General features: G+C 67.0%; 13 protein-coding genes, 1 tRNA gene and 4 pseudogenes. 9 read left to right on the forward strand and 9 right to left on the reverse strand.

Annotation, left to right across the window (positions count from 1 at the left end; translation table 11 throughout):
- The first annotated feature begins 154 nt into the window (after nucleotides 1-154).
- Nucleotides 155-1,879, forward strand: a complete 1,725-nt coding sequence (locus ALLO2_RS13410; RefSeq protein ID WP_157493382.1) for a transposase — start codon at nucleotides 155-157, stop codon at nucleotides 1,877-1,879.
- Between the two features lie 57 nt (nucleotides 1,880-1,936).
- Here ALLO2_RS13410 and ALLO2_RS24535 read toward each other — a convergent pair whose 3' ends face one another.
- The gene (locus ALLO2_RS24535) at nucleotides 1,937-2,422 is read right to left on the reverse strand and encodes a polyprenyl synthetase family protein (protein WP_023840027.1); all 486 of its coding nucleotides are present in this window, start codon (nucleotides 2,420-2,422) and stop codon (nucleotides 1,937-1,939) included.
- Between the two features lie 542 nt (nucleotides 2,423-2,964).
- Here ALLO2_RS24535 and ALLO2_RS24540 point away from each other — a divergent pair.
- Nucleotides 2,965-3,573 (forward strand): annotated as a pseudogene (locus tag ALLO2_RS24540) (IS6 family transposase); the annotation flags it as partial.
- 117 nt (nucleotides 3,574-3,690) lie between these two features.
- Here ALLO2_RS24540 and ALLO2_RS13425 read toward each other — a convergent pair.
- Nucleotides 3,691-5,484, reverse strand: a complete 1,794-nt coding sequence (locus ALLO2_RS13425; RefSeq protein ID WP_051875230.1) for a reverse transcriptase domain-containing protein — start codon at nucleotides 5,482-5,484, stop codon at nucleotides 3,691-3,693.
- Between the two features lie 693 nt (nucleotides 5,485-6,177).
- Here ALLO2_RS13425 and ALLO2_RS25655 point away from each other — a divergent pair.
- The 5 genes and pseudogenes from ALLO2_RS25655 to ALLO2_RS13450 form a co-directional block, all read left to right on the forward strand.
- A pseudogene (locus ALLO2_RS25655) lies at nucleotides 6,178-6,279 on the forward strand (IS6 family transposase); the annotation flags it as partial.
- Between the two features lie 178 nt (nucleotides 6,280-6,457).
- The gene (locus tag ALLO2_RS13435) at nucleotides 6,458-7,306 is read left to right on the forward strand and encodes a hypothetical protein (protein WP_023840030.1); all 849 of its coding nucleotides are present in this window, start codon (nucleotides 6,458-6,460) and stop codon (nucleotides 7,304-7,306) included.
- A 1,186-nt stretch (nucleotides 7,307-8,492) separates the two neighbouring features.
- Nucleotides 8,493-8,750, forward strand: coding sequence for a hypothetical protein (locus tag ALLO2_RS13440; protein WP_131728916.1), 258 nt, complete (start codon nucleotides 8,493-8,495; stop codon nucleotides 8,748-8,750).
- Nucleotides 8,747-9,175 carry a type II toxin-antitoxin system VapC family toxin gene (locus ALLO2_RS13445; protein ID WP_011438401.1) on the forward strand — a complete coding sequence of 143 codons (429 nt, stop codon included), beginning with the start codon at nucleotides 8,747-8,749 and terminating at the stop codon, nucleotides 9,173-9,175. The genes ALLO2_RS13440 and ALLO2_RS13445 overlap by 4 nt, the downstream gene beginning before the upstream one ends.
- A 58-nt stretch (nucleotides 9,176-9,233) precedes the next feature.
- Nucleotides 9,234-9,755: an SAM-dependent methyltransferase gene (locus tag ALLO2_RS13450; protein WP_023840032.1), complete on the forward strand. Its 522-nt coding sequence runs from the start codon at nucleotides 9,234-9,236 to the stop codon at nucleotides 9,753-9,755.
- A 177-nt stretch (nucleotides 9,756-9,932) separates the two neighbouring features.
- On the opposite strand, the gene ALLO2_RS13455 is transcribed toward ALLO2_RS13450, so the two are convergent.
- A complete protein-coding gene (locus ALLO2_RS13455) occupies nucleotides 9,933-10,442 on the reverse strand; it encodes an ester cyclase (protein WP_023840033.1) in 510 nt (169 codons plus the stop codon).
- A 280-nt stretch (nucleotides 10,443-10,722) separates the two neighbouring features.
- A complete protein-coding gene (locus ALLO2_RS13460; protein ID WP_023840035.1) occupies nucleotides 10,723-11,565 on the reverse strand; it encodes an alpha/beta fold hydrolase in 843 nt (280 codons plus the stop codon).
- Between the two features lie 76 nt (nucleotides 11,566-11,641).
- Here ALLO2_RS13460 and ALLO2_RS27270 point away from each other — a divergent pair, with 76 nt between their 5' ends.
- Nucleotides 11,642-12,517, forward strand: a complete 876-nt coding sequence (locus tag ALLO2_RS27270; protein ID WP_232235087.1) for a helix-turn-helix transcriptional regulator — start codon at nucleotides 11,642-11,644, stop codon at nucleotides 12,515-12,517.
- Nucleotides 12,518-12,688: 171 nt separating this feature from the next.
- On the opposite strand, the gene ALLO2_RS13470 is transcribed toward ALLO2_RS27270, so the two are convergent.
- Nucleotides 12,689-14,398 carry an AMP-binding protein gene (locus ALLO2_RS13470; protein ID WP_035732475.1) on the reverse strand — a complete coding sequence of 570 codons (1,710 nt, stop codon included), beginning with the start codon at nucleotides 14,396-14,398 and terminating at the stop codon, nucleotides 12,689-12,691.
- A gap of 217 nt (nucleotides 14,399-14,615) precedes the next feature.
- Between ALLO2_RS13470 and ALLO2_RS13475 the strand changes: the two genes are divergently transcribed.
- On the forward strand, nucleotides 14,616-15,479 hold the full coding sequence (locus ALLO2_RS13475) for a LuxR C-terminal-related transcriptional regulator (protein ID WP_023840038.1): 864 nt from the start codon (nucleotides 14,616-14,618) through the stop codon (nucleotides 15,477-15,479).
- Between the two features lie 248 nt (nucleotides 15,480-15,727).
- Here ALLO2_RS13475 and ALLO2_RS24545 read toward each other — a convergent pair whose 3' ends face one another.
- The 4 genes and pseudogenes from ALLO2_RS24545 to ALLO2_RS13495 all read right to left on the reverse strand — a co-directional run bounded on the left by ALLO2_RS24545 (nucleotide 15,728) and on the right by ALLO2_RS13495 (nucleotide 17,815).
- Nucleotides 15,728-16,354: a transposase gene (locus ALLO2_RS24545; RefSeq protein WP_023840039.1), complete on the reverse strand. Its 627-nt coding sequence runs from the start codon at nucleotides 16,352-16,354 to the stop codon at nucleotides 15,728-15,730.
- Nucleotides 16,355-16,488: 134 nt separating this feature from the next.
- Nucleotides 16,489-16,704 (reverse strand): annotated as a pseudogene (locus ALLO2_RS28275) (IS66 family transposase); the annotation flags it as partial.
- Nucleotides 16,705-16,784: 80 nt separating this feature from the next.
- A pseudogene (locus ALLO2_RS28280) lies at nucleotides 16,785-16,922 on the reverse strand (hypothetical protein); the annotation flags it as partial.
- An 816-nt stretch (nucleotides 16,923-17,738) separates the two neighbouring features.
- Nucleotides 17,739-17,815, reverse strand: a tRNA-Ala gene (locus ALLO2_RS13495).
- Nucleotides 17,816-18,656 lie beyond the last annotated feature (841 nt).

The following is an 18,656-nucleotide window of genomic DNA, read 5'->3' on the forward strand; positions in this document are numbered from 1 at the left end:
GTAAACCTTCAGCCGGTTCGCGCGGCGTGACGATCATGGGTTTGTTGTGGCTGTCGGTGACGGTCTGCCGGGGCTGGCGGGTTGTCAGACGGATTGGGTGAGTGATGGCCCTGTCGCTGCGTGGCGTGGGGTTGCGGCCCGTTAGATCCGTGGTGTGCCCACACCGGACGGCCCNTCCCACGACNGGCCAGCGCCCGCCGCGTCGGCGGCTGTGCCGTGGCTGGTCTGGGTGCTGGTTGCCCGTCTGGCGGAGGAGAACACGGCGTTGCGGGCCGAGAACGAGCGGCTGGTCGCGGTGAACGAGAAGCTCGCCGCGGTCAACGAGGACCTCGCGGCCCGGCTCGACCGGCTGGNGCACCTGATGTCGCGGAACAGCGGCAACTCCTCGTTCCCGTCGTCGAAGGACGACCAGCCCGGGAGGCCCGCGCCGGCCCCGAGGAAGACCCGTACCGGCGGTGGGCAGCAGCGTCGGCGTGGGGGGCAGCCCGGCGCGTCGGGCACGCACCTGGCCCGGGTCGAGGACCCCGACGAGCAGGTCGACCGGTTCCCGGAGGGCCGGTGTGGGTGCGGGAACGACCTGGCCACGGCCCTGGGACGGGGCACGGCCCGGGACCTCGGCGTCGTGGACTCCTACCAGCAGGTCGAGATCCCGCTGGTCACGGCCCGGGTGACCCAGTACGACCGGCACGTGCTGGCATGCGCCTGCGGGAAGGTCCACCAGGCCACCCGCCCGGACGGCGCTCACCGCGGGCCGATCGGCTACGGGCCGAACCTGCGGGCCTGGTGCGTCTACCTGATGGTCGTCCACCNCCTGCCGGTCGGACGATGCGTGGACCTGCTGGCCTCGCTGACCGGCGCCGCGCCGTCGACCGGGTTCGTGCATGGCCTGCTGAGCGCCGTCGCGGCCGCGCTCACGGCGGCGCACCAGCGGATCCGGGCGCTGATCNCCCTGTGCGCGGTCGTCGTGATGGACGAGACCCCGATCAGGGTCGGCCCGCGGCTGCCACGGCCCGGCNGCAAGGACGCCAGGCGCCACCTGCTGGTCGCCTGCACCGAGCTGTACACCCACTTCCTGCTCGGCGACCGCGACCTGGCGACGTTTCAGGCCTCTGTGCTCGGCGAGCTCGCCGCCGCCGGCGCGACCGTCGTCCACGACCGCTACCACCTCTACGACCACGGCTTCTTCAACCCCACCGTCGGTGACCCGCTCACCGACGGGACCGGCGACGACGGCGCGCACGATCCCGACGCCCCGGCCTTCCTCGGCTTGGTCCACCAGCTCTGCGCCCAGCACCTCCTCAGGGACCTGACCGCCGCAGCCGAGACCTACCCCGACCAGCACTGGCCCGCGCAGACCGCCGACGCGCTGCGCGGTCTGATCCACCACACGAACCTCACCCGCCACGCCGCCGACCTCGCCGCCGGCCGCGTCGCGTGCCACAACCCGGCGCACTGCCGCTACTGCACACCCCCGGCCCGACCGGCGCCGACCAGCGTCGAGGACCTGCTTGCCCTGTTCCGCGACGGCATGAAGGTCGGGATGTCCGCCACGACCTCGCACGGCACCCGCCCCGGCGAGCGCCCCGCCCGCCTGCTCGTGGAGTTCCTCAGCACCCGGCAGGCCGACGTGCTGCGGTTCCTCACCGACCCGGCCATCCCGGCGACCTCGAACGACGCCGAACGCGAACTACGCCCCGCGAAGCTGCAGCAGAACATCTCCGGGCGGCTGACCAGCGACACGGTCACCCAGGACCGGTACACGATCCTCGGCTACCTGCGCACCGCCGCGAAGCACGGCCGCGACGTCATGACGACCCTGCGCGAGGTCGTCACCGGCCGGGCCTGGATCCCCGACTGGCCGCCCGCCACCCCGGCCTGAAACACAACCCCCACCCGACAACACCACCGACCGGAGGCGCACCCGCGCCGACCGGCATCACGTCATGCCATCAAACGACACCCACGCGGCCCGGGCTGAATGTTTGCTGACGCGCAGCAGACGTTCCACCGGAACGTCCGGCGTGTTGATCAGGATGTATTCCAGAGAATGCACCAGGAGCGCGTCTCCGGTGAGTAGGGCGATGTCCGCCCCGAAGATCTTGTGATTTGCCGTCCTTCCACGCCGCAGATCGTCGTTGTCGATCACAGGCAGGTCGTCGTGAATGAGGGTCGCGGTGTGTAGCATTTCCAAGGCGCACGCTGTCGGTAATGCCGTTTGAACTTTTCCGCCCGTAATCTCGCAACCAGCAAGGCATAGCGCTGGTCGTAATCTTTTTCCGGCGATCATCAGCGAATAACGCATGGAGTCGAAGAGGCGCTCTGGATAGAAGCGGGTCACCGCCCGATCAACTTCGCTGTCGACCAGGACTTGCTTCGAGCGCAGATAGGAGGGTAGGTCAAATTGGCTTTCGCAACTCGGCATGCTTGTTCCCACCGCCCAGGGATTAATAAAGGAACTGTAGCAGTCCTGAACGTTCGATGTCAATGAGCTGAACGGCAGCCCACCCGCTCTTAGCATCGCGGCGCACGCGAAGCAAGTATGTGGCTAGAAATCGTGGTTGACCAGCGAGAATGGAGCCGCGTCGTTGTTTGCTGGTTAGCTAGGTCATCACGTGCTCCTGGCGGCGGCGATCCGCCGCCGGGAGGTCTCCCGCGCCCGGCCCTCGTTCCCTCCATAGGAGATTCGTGCAGGTCGCGCGCCTCTGGCACATGGTTCGGCACCCTTCGATCGGGGCGATGCTGCCATCTGTTGGGGTTGTTCGTGGTCGCGATACTGATCGCGGCCAGTGTTCGTGATGTAGATCACATTGTTTCCGGCTGGTTTCTTTTCGTGTCGCGATGTTCGGGTGGGTCCACCGCTGGGGTCTTACTGATCTTTAATGCGTGAAGTCGTGTGGGCTCACGATGGCTCTGTTGCATCCGCAGAGTCCGACATCGCGGCCTCTGATCGGCCATGATCGAGTGATGCGTCGACGTCGTGTCTGTCCGCCGGTTCCGACGTCGGAGTTCGCGGGGTTCCGGTTCCCACCGGAGGTGATCGTCCTCGCTGTCCGCTGGTACCTGCGGTACGCCCTGTCCTACCGGGATGTCGAGGAGCTGCTCGCCGAGCGCGGCCTCCTGGTTGATCACGTGACTGTCTACCGGTGGGTGCAGCGCTTTACGCCCTTGCTGGCCGAAGCGGCCCGGCCGTGTCGGCACCGACCCGGGGACAGATGGTTCGTCGACGAGACCTACGTCAAGGTCGCCGGCCGGTGGACCTATCTGTACCGGGCGGTTGACCAGCACGGGCAGGTCATCGACGTCCTGGCCAGCNCCCGCCGTGGCCAGGCCGCTGCCCGGCGATTCTTCGTCCGGGCGCTTACTCAAGGTCGCCGGCCGGTCGAGGTCACCACCGACAAGGCCGCGGTCTACCCGCGGATTCTCGACGAGCTGCTCCCCGAAGCCTGCCACGTCGACGCGGCCCGGGAGAACAACCGGATCGAAGCCGATCACGGCCGGTTGAAAGCACGGCTCCGGCCGATGCGCGGACTGAAACGGCTGCGTTCGGTCCAAACCGTCGGTGCCGGACACGGCCGGGTAACGGGGGCGCATTGCTGCGTCCCCGTCCCCTCAGAACCGTGCGTGCGCCTTCCGACGCACACGGCTCAAGCAGCCCGCTTTGGTTTGCAGTCTCTGCAGTTGCTGTCCGTGTCAACCGTGTCCACTGCCGGGGTGGCGGCGGGCGCAGTCAGCGTGCATATATATCCCCACGTGCATGGTTCGGGTCGTGCTTGTGTGGTGTCCAGCCCGGCCGTCCGCGTTTCCTGTGACGATGTGCTTTCGTTTGATCGCCGTGCGGAGCGTGCGGAACCAGTTCTCCCATTGTCCGGGGAGGTCGGGTGTGCGGTCGGTGAACAGCAGACTGTGGCCGCAGCCCGGGCACCTGCCGCCCTGTGCGCGTAAGGCGTGTTGGACGGACGATGCCAAAGGTGGGCCGTGACGGGTCTGCCGTCGACGTCGGTCGGCCCAGTAATCGGCAAGGGCCGGGTCGTCCGGAGACGACCGGCCCGCGACCATGACGTGCCGGGTGATCGGAGTCCAGGCGTATTTGTGCAGGTAGGCGCCGGTCTTGTGATCTCCGAATACCCACTGGTCGTTCCTGAACTTGTTGAACGGGCCCCAGTAGCGCTTTATGATCCACTGTCGGCCTTTGTTGGGGTGGGCACCCCGCGCCCACTGGTCGAGTTGCACCCAGAGAACCCGGTCCAGATCGCTGAACGCTTTCTTCGCCACCCCTGTCCGGTAGTAGGCCGCCTGCCCTCTGATGATGGGGTTAAGCTTGCCTATCACGGCCGAGGCGGGCTGTCCCCGTAGCGCCCGCAGTTCGGCCTTCATCCGCCGCCGTATCCTGATCAGCGCCTCCCCGCTGGGTTTTATGAGCAGTTTCGGGCCGTCCTTCGTCGGGTAACGGCGGACGTTGAATGAGAGAAAGTCGAACCCCTCGGTGTCGGTGGCGATCCGGGTCTTTGCGTCGTTGAGACACAGACCCTTCGGAGCCAGCCAGACAGCAAGGCGCTCCCGTGCCGTTTCGGCCTGTTCCTGGCTGTGGCACAGCACGACCAGGTCATCGGCGTAGACGACGGCGGCGGGGCAGTCCCGGGCAAGTTCTCCGTTCTTCCGGTATCTGACCCCGGCGGCTTCCTCTATGCCCTGCAACGTTATATTGAGGAGCAGCGGTGAAATGACCCCGCCCTGGGGAGTTCCCTCCGAGGTCGGGGCGTACCGGTTGTTGTCGACCACCCCCGCCCGCAACCACCCCGCTATCTGTTCCCGCGCAGGGAAGCCAGCAAGGCGGCCGAGTAAATGGTTATGGTCGATTCTGTCGAACGCGGTCTGGATGTCCGCGTCGAGGATCCACCCGCGTTTCGCTCCTTTCTTTCCCAGCAGGGAGAAGATCTTCTCGATCGCGTCATGGCAGCCTCGTCCGGGCCGGAAGCCATACTGGCTGGCATCCAGCCGGGCTTCCCACTCGGGTTCCAACGCGTTCTTGACCCGGTTCTGCTGGGCGCGGTCCACGATGACGGGTATACCGAGTGGTCTGCTTTTTCCGTTTTTCTTGGGGACGTGCACCCGTCGGACGGGGAGTGGGACCGTGCCCGATCCACGTCGTTGCAGCCACTGGGCCAACGAGACCCGCTGCCGAGAGGTCATAGCGACCTCGCCGTCCACTCCCGGCGTCTTTCGGCCGGAGTTGCGCTGGCTTACCTGCCGCACGCTGACCAACGTGTTGGCACGGCTGCGCAACATCAGTTTCTGTAGATTTCGGGCGCGCTTGATGTCGCCCGCCTGCGTTGCCTTGAAGATCCTCTGCCGTAGCCGCGCTACCTGCCTGTCCTGCGACGACCAGTCGATGGCGTCCCAGTCCGGCAGGTCCTCGGGTCCGTTCACCCCAGCTTCGGGCACGGTCGATACCGCCACCACGGCGGTGCTGGTCGTGTCCTTCACCGAAGCGCCCAACGTGCCCCTCGGACTCGGGCGGTTCCTTGTCATCGGTGTGTCCAAAGGGCCACCTGGCTCACGTCAGCTCCCTTTCGGGCCCAGGCACGGGTCAGGCCTGGTATACGGCCAGTTATACGGGCGCGGCCGGTTGAAGGTCCCGCCATCTGCACCCGCCTTCCTGTCGCCTTTCGGCTGCCGCCGTTCGCTTCCTGAGCCATCCTTTCCCGCCGTGGCATTAAGCCCCCCTTACGGTCGGCTTACCGAAGCCGGTCAGCTCTCCGGACCTCGACGGGGTTTCCGCGTTCCGCACATGTGAGATACAGCCGGGACGGGGTGCCCTCTCTACCCCGGGGCCATGGTGCTCATACGGCCAGAGGAAAGAACCCCAGCCGCCATCGCCGCCTCCCAGCGGCAGGCCCTGGACGCCGGTCTTGCATTCCATCTCCGGCGCTTCTGATTACGAGGCTTCCATCNAGGGTTCACCTTATTCACCCTTCCGGCCTTCCCCTCGCCTGTTCCCGACGGATGGACATCGGTTCTTGGGCTTTTCCCCGGGCTTCACACCCAGCGCATGGACTGCATGCGGCGCGCGTGCCAGGGCGGGGACGGGCTCCCGAGCACTAGCCCGGAGACTCAGTACCGACCACCGGCCCTCCATCACTGGTCTCACTCACTCTGTGCGACCTCGTCGTCGCACCCTTGGTGCAGAACATCCGCCGCGGCCACTACGAACTCGGGATCGACAGCANCCCGCNCCTACGGCTGGCAGCCGCGTTCACCGAACTCGCCGCCGCCCTCTGACCGGCAACCGCCCCGGCCGCCGGCATGCCCAGCTTCCCCGCAATGCAACTGCGCCCCGCACGGCGGGGCCGGCGTTCACCGACGAACCCGGCGGCCGGCGGGCGATCACCTCCGAAGTCCGCCTGCACGAGGACGGGTCGTGGAAGGTCACCCGGTTCGCCGTGCAGGGACTCGGGTCATGCTGAAGCGCGTCGTCCCTGCCGCCGTCTGCCTGCTGGGCGTCCTCGCGGTCGCAACGCCCGCCTACGCCGACATCTTCACCTCCGCGGACTGCGACCAGCACCCCTACCCGGGATGTGAACTCGCTGCCGGGCAGAACGGCCGGCCAGTTGCGTTCCGCTCCATCCCGCGCGACGGCGGACCGCACGTCGTGGCCGCGGTTCACCGGCCGGGGTCGCTGGGCGTGCTGCCCGCCGCGACCGGCCCGGACGGGCAGTCCGGGGCCTGGTACGTCTACCAGTGCCAGAACGACGGGTGGCGCGACGCGCTCTACCGGCCCCCGGTCTGGATACCGGACGGACAGGCCGGTCCGGCGGCTGCCGCCCCCGACCCGGCGGCCCTCGCCGAACAGGCCCGCAACCAGCTCCGTCTCCAAGGCCCGACGATCGCACTCAGCCCGACCGGCCGGCAGCTCATTCGTCTCCCCACCTGGATGTGGCTCGACCCCGCAGGCTGGCATCCCGTCTCCGCCACGGCTGCCGCCGGCGGCGTGTCGGTGACCGCCGTCGCCACCCCCGCCGAGGTCGTCTGGGCGATGGGTGACGGCGCCCAGGTCCGCTGCACCGGCCCCGGTACCCCCTACCGGCCCGACATCGACCCGAAAGCGTCCTCACCGGACTGCGGCCACACCTACCAGACCGTCTCCGACGACCAGCCCGGCGGCGTGTTCCCCGTGACCGCCACCGTCACCTGGAACGTCACCTGGACCGGCGCCGGCCAGACCGGCGCATTCAACGGCCTCACCACCGTCTCCACCACCCAGGTCACCGTCATCTCCATCCCCGCCCTGAGCACCGGCGGGGGCTGACCACAAGACCACCCACGCAAGGCTCCCTCGGGTCGTCCGGCCCCGCCCAGGGGTACGGCCCCCCGCCTTTCCGCGCTGCAACCTCGTCCGATGGAAGGATCGGGCTACCACCGACACCCTGGGTTTTGCGTGATCTACGTCACATATCATTGCCTATTTTGCGGGGAAATGACCGAAACGCCTGTTCTTTTACGGGCCGCCCGTCCGTTTACCTACCGGACCGCCCATCCGCCTACCTGTCTAGCGGGTAGGTCCGAGGTGGCGCATCGATGCAGGTCGGCCGGTATCTGACACCCGCCCAAGCGAGCCAGGAATCATGCCGCAATTGGCATCATATCTAATCGTGGGAGCTGGCGGAAGCGATCGACGGAACGCGCCCTGTTGGCGGTATCGGATAGTCCGGTTAGCTTTTATTTGCCGCATTTCCGCCGCCGGTTCTGTGAGGTGCCGTGGTCGATCCGTCCCGCGTCCGCCCGTCCCGCGTCCACCGTCCTGCACCCGCCGATTCGTGCGACGATCCACCGCAAACAGGGGACGGGACGGCGCGGGCCGACACAGAGGATACGGGCGGGAACGGCGCCACAGCGGTGCCGGACAGCGACGGACCGACAGCCCGCCTTCCGGCCACGGTGCAGAACGCCCACAATGCCGAATCGGACGCCGATGCGGTGGCACGCTGGCTGACCGAGACCCTCGCCGAGGCCCCACCCGTCCCGAAAGCGGCCACCACTCTCATCGCGGGCGTACTTGTCCGACGGCCACCCCCACCCCGCCTCCCAGGTAGGAAGCGCCGCCGTCCACGTACCAGCGCATAGATAGCAAGACGGCCACCCCCGGGTTGCATGTGCAATCCGGGGGTGGTACCGATCGTATCGGCGTAGATTCGGGCGTCTCACCAGCATCTTTAGGTAGCCGGGCCCGGCCTTTGGTCCGTACCCGAGTTGCACACGTCGCGCGGCTCGGACGCAGTGCGCCGGCCACCGCACTGCCAGAGCCTCGTCGACGAGGCGGAACAGCACCGGCGCGTGGCGCGGCAGCGCGGCGGTCACCGCTCGGGCGACCTTCTCGAGCGGACGGGCATGACCCCACAGCAACGCCCGCAGGAACGTCCCGACGCGTCGGCAGGGACGGCGCATCCGTCCCGACGACGCGCTACCGCCCCGTCCGAGCGGGCTACGCTGGCACCATGACAACCGCGCCGCATGTGGCCGATGTGCACCGGATGGTGGATCGGCTTGCGCCTACCCAGGTGGAGGCGCTCTATGTGATCTTGGGTGGCATGCTCGGCCCGCGTCCGGCCACGGAGTCAGCACGGCAGGTTGACGACAGCGCAGCCACACCGGGGCGCCGCTTGTCGTTCATCGGGATCATGGATGGTGAACGCGATCTGGCTGAACGTTCATCTCGAATCCTTCACGAGGAGCTAGGCGAGCCAGACCGGTGATAGTTATCGACACCGGTGTACTCGTCGCTGCCATCAACAAGCGGGACAAGTTCCATGAATCGTGTGCCCACCTCCTCGTGGCGGCCGCCGAGCCCCTGGTAGTTCCCGCGATGGTCATCACCGAGGTTTGTTACCTGCTTGCGCGCCGGGGGCACGGAACGCCGCAACTGGCCGCCACGTTCTTGGAGTCACTGGCGGCCGGAGAGCTTGACGTGGAGGCGCCGACAGCCGCGGACCTCGACCGCGCTGCCCAACTGGTGCGGCGCTATGCCGATCTTCCGCTCGACGCAGTCGACGCCGCGGTAGTCGCTACAGCGGAACGCCTGGGCACACCCAAGGTCGCGACGGTCGACCGCAAGGACTTCCAGATCGTCGTTCCCAGCCACTGCGGCGCCTTTGAGCTTCTGCCTACGACCCTCGGCTGACTTCCACGCACCAGGACGAAGCGATCTCCACTGGCACGCATAAGAGCGCTAGGACCGGATGCCGGACGCCATGTGCAGCCCAGGGGTGGTACCCATCGTGTTGGTGCACGCCCGAGCACTGCTCGCCAGTACCCCCGAGGGCCGGGCCGCCTATCTCGACGCCGACTTCCGCAACCCGGAGGGGATCCTGGAGCCCGAGCAACTGCGGGAAACTCTCGACCTGGGCCGGCCTATGGCGGTCAGTCTGATCGCGATCGTGCAGTTCATCACTGATGACGCGATCGTTCAGGATATCATCGACCGGCTCATGCGCCCGCTGCCGGCGGGGAGCATCCTGGCGCTGTCGACCGCCACGGCCGACAGCGCGCCCGAGGAAGCTCGCGCCGGGGAGGCCGCATACAACGCCGACGGCATTCCGCTGATCGCGCGCGATAAAAGCACGGTCGAGCGTTTCTTTGACGGGCTGGAACTGCTTGACCCCGGAGTAGTGCTCGTCCACCACTGGCATCCCGACGAGGAGGCGGCTGCGCTGGACGATGCCCACGTGTACATGTATGGCGGAATCGCCCGGAAACCGTAGCCCGCGCGCCTCGCCGTCCATGACACTGTGGATATGCGAGATCTCGCCCGGCCGGTAGGTGGTCAGCCGCCAGGGCGCGCCTGCGCGTTTTGTTGTCCNCGGCGGCCTTCCCTGCCTGTGCAGGACAGGGCAACGCCGCCGCCCGTTACGACGGCGCGCCCTGTCCATGGATGTGGGTTATGCGATGGTTGCGCGGATGGGTTCGCGGTCGGTCAGGCCAACTCCGCCGCGGGGGGCGTCGGCCTCCCCCTTCATCTGGCGGAAGATCGAGTCGTTGTCCCAGTACGCGCGTTCGGCGATGAGCTTGCCGGGGTTGTCGTCGCTGAAGAGGTAGAGTGCGGCGATTTCGAAGCGAACCACATGGTTCTGTGGAGTGATACCGGCGAACTCGCTCCGATGCGTTCCGGTGACAGTCACCTCTCGCCAGGAATAGCCGGGGAGGTCGTATTCTCCGGTGACGGTGATGACGAAGTCTGGTAAGGCGACAGTGAGCGCCTCGTAGAAGTCTTGCACGCCCCGGATGCCTTCGTAATGGGTGCTCATGGGGACGACATCGTAGAAGGAACGCTCGTCACGCACGAAGGTGTCGTAGACCTTCTCCCACTCCTTGGCGTTCTCCTGGCGAATGTGCTCCTCGATGGTCGCACGTTGCAGAGCAATCCGCTCCTCGACGGTAATAGTGATCATGGTATTGATTTCCTTTCTGATTGGTGTTTACTTTTCCATCTTGGTTTCTAACGGCCGTCCGTCTCCAGTGCGAAGAAGACCCACGAAGAAGACCATGAAGACGGCCACGAAGACGTCCTGAGTGAAAGCGTCGACCGGGTGCGGGCAGGTGCGGAACCGGTCGAATAAATGCCGTTCTTCAGAATGCGGACCCGCGTTCACCGGTGGGCCCTTATCTTCGCCCAGCTTCGGTACGGCACGGCGTCCGTCNCCATGCCGAATAATCGGGTGGATGCTGCGGTCAGCGCACGGCAGCAGTGGCAGATGAAAGGGTGCCGACGAACTCGGTGAGTTCGGTGTCGAAGCGTGTGGGGTTCTCCACGAACGGTATGTGNCCCACGCCGGGGTACGCGGTCACGGTCGCCGCGGCAATGATGGTGTCCAACTCGGCGAAGGCGGCCGGGATGATGACGGTGTCGTCGCTGCCGTAGATGATCCGGGTGGGGATGGTCAGTTCGGCGAGCGCCTCATCGCCGTCGTCGACGCGCCCGAGGATCGTGGCCCGTACCCGCGGCGGTACCGCGAGGACGGCGCCGAGCAGTCGTTCGCGGGTGGCCTGATCCCAGTCCCCGGCGCGCAGTAGATCGACGAACGCGCCCGCCGCGGGAACCGCCTCGCCGAGGTCGGTCGAGGTCAGTCCACCGGCTGTCGCGAGAAAGTCCGGTCCCAACAGCGCCAGGGCGTCCGCGCTACCGATCTTGCGCAACGGGGACACCAACACCAGTCCGGACAGACCGGACTGTCCGTAGGTGCGTAGAAAGTCGGTAGCCACCAGACCGCCGTAGGACCACGCCACCAGAACCACCGGCCCCGGTCCGGCGAGCGAGATAACCGCCGCGAGGTCCTCGGCCCACGTGCGGCTGAGCGCGTAGGTGTCGTCCTCGGGTACATCCGAGCGGCCGTGCCCACGAAGGTCGGGCGCCAGGATGCGGAACGAATTCTGGATCCGCGCAACGAGCGGGTCCCACACGCCCGCGTTCAGCGACAGGCCGTGGACCAGCACGACGGTGGGCGCCTTTTCCGGGCTGTGCTCGAGGACTCGTAGTCGTGCCCCCGCAGCCCCGGTAACGATATGCTCTTTCATGGATTTCACCTTGGACTAGAATGTGACCGACACCACTACAATGATTGTCGTGAAGGTCCGCCTCAATGCCACTTAGGTGGCATTGAAAATCTTGGCGGCGAGTGATATGGTGATTCGTTCGGAAGTGGCGTCTCTCCGGGCGGGTAACGTCGCGCTGGACGCATGTTTGCTGGAGGCCGTCGTGGAGCTGGAAGCTGCGGACTACCGCCGCACTCTCGCGGTGATCAACGACTGTGTCGGTGCGACCGAGTCACCGTCCTTCCNTAGCGTCGTCCTCGACGCGTTCTCGGCGCACCTTGGCTACGAGCACCTCACCTTCTCCCTCGGCCGCCACCCGTCATTGCAGCTGGAATTGAGCGAGCCCCGCACTCGTGGCATCCTTCCCGAGCTCATGGCACGCTACCTGGACAGGTATGCCGGTCGAGATGTCTTCGCGCACAAGTTCGCTCGTCAACTGATGCAGGAATACGGCCAGGCCGTGCTCCCGCAACTGGCAGAGATGGCCCTCGGCAACGACAGATGCGGAGAATTCCTCGAGGATTTCTTGCCGCAAAACGACATCAGCGACAAGATCCTCGTCTGGCTGGATACCTCGCTGCCCGTTCACGGTTACATCGGAGTCGTTGCGACGGGCGGGCGCACCTTCGATCGCAGAGATCACGAACTCCTGCGGGGACTTCGGCCGACGTTGTCGTACCTGCTGCGCAGCCATCTCGAACATCAGGTCGCGCCGGCGGGAATAGTCTTGTCGATCCGCGAGCACGAAATCGCCCGCTACGTTGCCGATGGATGGCCCAACAGATTGATCGCTCGGGAGCTCGGGATCTCGGAGTGGACCGTCAAACGTCACATCACCCATGTGCTCGCCAAGTGCGGCGTGCGGTCACGCACCGAGCTGGCCATCATGTGGCAGTCCGGCAGACGCGGAACCGACACCGCGGAGCTCCTCTGACCGATCTGACCAGATATCGGAAGCCCAGGTCATGCTTGCGGGCGCCCTCATTCGCCCCTCATAACCGAGTCGCCTGAGCGCCACCGGGCTCACCGCTGCCGAACTGGACGACCCCCGGAACGGGGCACGCACTCCAGCGCGCCCCATCCACGGCCCGTGGTGTCTGGTCGATCAGTCGGCCTTACGGCTGGTCAGCCTGGGAAAGTCGGTGTCGCGGTACTCCATGCTGAGGCGGGTGCCCGCGGCTTCGCTCTCCCTGCTGCGCAGCTCGACGCGCCGGNTCTTGCCGGNGATCGTTTTNGGTAGGTCGTAGAACTCCAGCCGCCGGACGCGCAGGTAGGGGGCAAGGTTTTCGCGGGCGTGACGGAGGATCGCCTCCGCTGTCTCGCGGTTCGGCTCCCATCCCGGAGCAAGTGCGATGTAGGCCTTCGGCACGGCCAGGCGTACCTCGTCGGGTGCGGGCACGACGGCTGCCTCAAGCACAGCCGGGTGTTCGACGAGGACGCTTTCCAGTTCGAAGGGGGACACCTTGTAGTCCGAGGCCTTGAACACGTCGTCGGTACGGCCGATGTAGGTGAGGTAGCCGTCCTCGTCGAGGGATGCGACGTCACCGGTGTGGTAGTAGCCGCCGGCCAGTACTTCCGCGTTGCGTTCGGGGCCGCCACGGTAACTGGTCATTAGCGCGAGCGGGTGCGCGGCCAGATCGAGGCACAGCTCTCCCTCAGTGCTGGAGCGCTGGCCGCTCACCGGGTCGACCAGGACCGTGGGCACGCCCGGCAGCGGACGGCCCATCGACCCCGGCTTGACAGCGGCGCCAGGTGAGTTGCCGACCTGGGCGGTCGTCTCGGTTTGGCCGAACCCGTCGCGCAGGGTCAGGCCCCAGTGGGCGCGGACCTGGTCGATGACCTCCGGATTGAGGGGTTCACCGGCCGACAGCACCTCGCGCAGCGCGCCGGGCCCGCCGGAAAGATCGACCTTGATGAGCATGCGCCACACGGTCGGCGGCGCGCACATCGTGGTTACGCCAGCCCGGCGGAGCTGCGCCAGCAGCTTGGCGGGGTCGAACGTGCCGTAGTTGTAGACGAAGATCGTTGCTTCGGCGATCCACGGCACGAAAAACGAGCTCCACGCGTGCTTTGCCCAGCCAGGGGAACTGATGTTGAGATGCACGTCACCGGGTTGCACCCCGGTCCAGTACAGGGTGGACAGGTGCCCGACCGGATAGGACACCTGGCTGTGCTCGACGAGTTTGGGCCGGCTGGTGGTTCCGGAGGTGAAGTAGAACAGCAGCGGATCGGTGGGGGCGGTACGGGATTCGAACCGGTGCACCTCGGTGACGCCGTCGGCCTCGGTGTAGGGGCGCCAGCCGGCGGCCTCGCCACCTACAATGACACCGTTCAGGTTTTTCAGCTTGACCTTCACCGCGTCGGCGGCATTGGCGATCACGCAGGTGGCGCCGCCGCGTTCGATCCGGTCGGCGAGGTCCGTCGGACCGATCGCGGTAGTGGTGGGTATGATTACCGCGCCCAGCTTCATGAGCGCCAGCATCGACTCCCAGAGCTCCACCTGGTTGCCGAGCATGAGGATCACCGGATCGCCCTTGCCGATGCCTAACCCGGCAAGCCAGGTCGCTACCCGGTCCGAGCGACGGGCCATCTCGTCATAGGTGCACCGACGTTCCGAACCATCCTCTTCCACGATCCACAGCGCCACCCGGTCGTTGTTCCGGGCGATTGGGTCAAACCAGTCGATGGCCCAGTTGAACTGGCCTTCGAACCGTGGCCAGCGGAACTCCTCCAGCGCCTTGCCGTAGTCCGTGCGCAAGTTGATCAGAAGATCGCGGGCAGTGCGGTAGGTCTCGGTCGCGGCAGTCGACGTCATCGGCAAACTCCTTCCAACACCGCACAGAGTCGTGCCGAGCCGCCCCCGCCGGCCACCCCCGAAAGTTGGTAGCAGGCGGGGATGGCCACGGGGTGGTAGCGGAGGTAGCCGCGTGATGGTCGCGTGATGGTCACGGGGATGGCCGGTCGACGGCTTGCCTCGGCCGGGTTACTGTGACGTGCACAACATGGCGGTGTGCGCAATGAGGACGGACGCGATGAGTGACACCCGATTACTTCGTCCAGACGACCGCGCGGCCTTGCGGGCCGAGCTGCGCACCATCATCCGGCAGGGCGGAGTCCCGGTGGCATTCGCCGGTGAGGTGGGTGGCAACCGCTTGCGCCTGACGGAGTTCCTGGGCACTCGCACCACCGGCCTGCACAATCTGGAGGTCTGTCCCGGCACGGGACTGGGCGGCCGGGTGATCCTGCAGGGCCGCCCGGTCGGGGTGACCGACTACGCCAGCGCGCGGAGCATCACGCATGACTACGACCGGCCCGTCCTCCGCGAAGGTCTCGCCTCGTTACTCGCGGTTCCCGTTCACGCTGGTGGCCGTTGCCGTGCCGTCCTCTACGGCGCGGTGCGCCAGCCCGCCGCGTTGGGCGACCGGATACGGGACGAGATCGTTGCCGCGGGCCGGCGGCTCGTCCACGAGCTCACCATCCGCGACGAAGTCGATCATCGGTTGGCGATGGCCGAGTCGCTCGCGGCCGTCAGACAGCTCGAGCCCGCGCACGCCGCCACGCTCGAGGAACTTCGTTCGGTGCACTCCGAACTGAGGGCCATCGCGGGAGCCATGTCCGATTCGGCGCTCCAGCGCAGGATCTACGCGGCCGCACAACGTCTCGTCGCCGTCGGCGAGAGCGGGCCGGGAAAGAATTCCAAGGTACGCCTGTCCACCCGTGAGACCGACGTCCTCGCCCAGGTCGCGCTTGGCTGCACCAATGCCGAGGTCGCAAACCGGCTTTCGCTCTCCCGCGAAACGGTCAAGGCATACCTGCAATCCGCCATGCGGAAACTGGACGCGGGCACACGCTACGAAGCCGTCGTCCGCGCCCGCAAGGCGATGCTGATCCCCTGAAATTACCCTGACTTCGCCCGGCGGGGACTTCCGCCCACGGAGAGCCGTGCCCGGTCTTCGTCGCTGAGCTGTTCGGGGCTCTCGTGGGCGTCGTGATGCGCCGAGAACCGCGTCGAGGGTCGGGCCGCCAAGTCGTAAGCATTCACCTGGTTTAGGGATCTTGCTGTAGGTGGCGGTTCGTGGGCGTGGCTGTGGGCCGTGCAGGCGGGGCCGGCGCGGCGGGATCGGTGGGATCGGTGGGGTGCCCGTCAGGTGGGGGCGACGGCGGGTGGTGGCATCCAGGGGGTGCCGCGGAACGCGAGCCGTAGGGCGTGCAGGGCGGAGACGCTGTGTTTGCGGGTGGTGGACAGGTAGCTGGCGATCTGGAGGCGGCAGGCGGCCACGGCCGCGGAGGTGAGCCGTCCGGAGATCTTCTGCTGGGTCTTGAACGGCCGTAGGTCGCCTTCGGACTGGTTGTTCGTCGGCCACACGTCGAGGTCGAAGACGAACCGGAGCATGTCGTCTTGGCGGTCGCGCAGGCACTCGAGTAGGCAGCGGCCGACCGGCTGCTTCGCGCCCTTCTCGGCCGCGGGGACATCCCTGAGCCCGACGCGGACCGCGCCGCGGTACTCGGCGACCAGCGGGTCGCGCAGCGCGGCGGGGACCTCGGCCAGCACGGCCGCGCGGGCGAGGTTGGCCTGGTGGAGCAGGCCCCGCAACGCCTGCTGGAGCTGGACCGGCCACACCGCCTCCGGGTAGGTCTCGACGGCGTCCTGGAGGTCACGCAGCAGATGGCTGACACAGAGTTGGTGCAGGAAACCGACGAACTCCTCGGCGTCGTAGAGGGCGTAACGGTCGTGGACGACGACCCCGAGCATCCGGCCGAGCAGGAACACCCAGAAACTCGCCTTGTCGCGCCGCCCAGCATGAACAGCGTGAACAGCAGCGTCGACGCGGACAGCACGTAGCGCTTCTCGCCCTTCGGCCCGACCTTCAGCGGGGTCTCGTCGAACCCGACGACCTTCTCCGCAGCGATCCGCTGTTCGATCGCGTCGACCGGCTCGGCGACCACGTCCGCGCCCAGGGCCAGCAGCGAGCGCAGCCAGCCCGCCGAGACCTCCCCCCCCCACACACACAGCTCGGCGATCGCCTCCCTGGCCCGCTCGACCGGCAGGTGCTGGCGGACCAGGAAGTACAGCGCGAGCGCACGCAACTCCGGCCCGTAAGACACCGGCGCCCCGGACACCCCGCCGGGCCGGGCGGCTTCCGCCCCGGGATCGCGTCGTCCGTGGACGGCGACAACGACGAGTTCCGCGAGTTCCGCGACACCTTCCGCTCCAGGTCAGCGACCTTCGCCGTCAGCTTCGCGATCTCCCTGGCCTGTGTCGCCACCGTCGCCCGCAACTCGGCGATCAACTCCGCCTGCGCGCGGACGAGGGCGATCAACCCCTCCCTACCCGCCATACCTAGCCTAGGCTGACGATGACCTCTGTCTCACATCATCTTGGCAGGTAGGGTGGGGAGGCTGTGTCGCTTCCGGCCGGAGTTCTACGACTGGCGGGGNCAAAGGCAAGCATGGCGACGAGTTCGCTTACTACGTCTGCGGTGGCCGTCATCAGGGCAGAAAGTGCAGCTTGCCGTATCTGCCCGCCCATCACGTGGAAGACAACGTTGTCCGTGGCTGGCCCCTATGGGTGCGGATGCACGAGGTTGACGCCGAAGCGGCAGAGGTCGCCCTCCAAGACAAGTTGAACCTTGGGAGCGCGGACCGCGCGGAGACCNGGCAACGGGCTGCCCGCCAGATGAAGGTCTTGGATGACCAACGGCGCAAGCTTGTCCAGATGGCCTATGCCGACGCCATCCCACTCGACCTCCTGAAGACGGAGCAAGACCGCATCGGCCGGGAGCAGCTGGCCGCCCAGCGGGCTCTTGCCCAAGCCGAAACCGAGCACGAAGACATCTCCGAGACCTTCCGTCAGGCCGTCACCCTGATGCGCCTGGGCCCTGCGATCTACCAGCAGGCCACCCCGGAGATCCGGCGGATGTTGAACCGGGCCTTTTTGGTGCGCATTGAACTTGATGTAAAAGAGACCGGCACGATGCTGGCCCAGCCCTGGGCATCCATGGAACGTGTGGTACGTCACACACGGGAGTTGCGGCTCGCGGATATGGCCGACGTGACATGTATCACAGAAGGGTCGGGACTGGGCCCATCCGAGGGCCCAGAAACGACGGACCCCGGCCATGAAGATCATGACCGGGGTTCGAGTATGAATCCTTTGGTGGAGGTGAGGGGACTCGAACCCCTGGCCTCCTCCGTGCGAGGGAGGCGCTCTACCAGGCTGAGCTACACCCCCTGGAAGCATCTGAAGCTTACAGGACCGCGTAGCCCATGTGACGACCACCCGGTTCGGATGGACCGCCACCTCCGGCCGGCCGTCAGCTGATGCTGATGCCCTCCTTGCCCCGAGCCCTCGATCGGGCGGCCGGCACGGCGACCTCCCGGGTGAGATCTGGCTGGATGCGCTCCGACAGGGCGAGGTCCGACAGGGCGAGGCCGGACCTCGCGACGGTGGCCATCAACCGGTCGAACAGGGGGGCCGCGGCGGCTGGCCGGAGCAGCCCCGCCTCATGGCCGCACCATCCCCACACCCGAGCGCCGTCGATGACGAGCTCCTGGTCCGGCTCGGTGCCTCGGGGGAAGGCCAGCCGGGCGTCGGTCGGAACATCCGGCGTGCCGAGCGGGTGGTGCGTCCACAGCTGCAGGGACTCCTCCGGGCACCACGCCTTGTCGCGGACGGCTATCTGCCATACCGCCCGTCCGGGCCGGTACAGGGCGAGCCGGATCGCCGTTCCCCGGCAACGGAACAGCAGACCGACCCCGNCGGGACGAACACCTCGTACCTCGACGGGCACCGGGGAGCTCCCCGAGCAGACGAGGTATCCCTCGCTCCGCAACCGGGCCATCCACGACTCGAAGGTCACAGCGAACGCTGCCTTCCTGATAGTTCTCGATAGCTACACAGTGATTACGTGATGATTACGCAGTAGTTGCGCTGGTCTGGGAAGCCCCATCGGGGGATCGGCCGGTCGGGACCGGACCAGCCGCCAGGACCGGACCAGCCGCCAGGGCCGGATCAGCCCGGCTGGCCCTGGCGGCGCGGCCACAGGTGACCGGGGCGGGCAGCGGGCTGGCGT

Origin of the sequence: Frankia sp. Allo2 (assembly GCF_000733325.1) — a bacterium.
Classification (GTDB): Bacteria; Actinomycetota; Actinomycetes; order Frankiales; family Frankiaceae; genus Frankia; species Frankia casuarinae.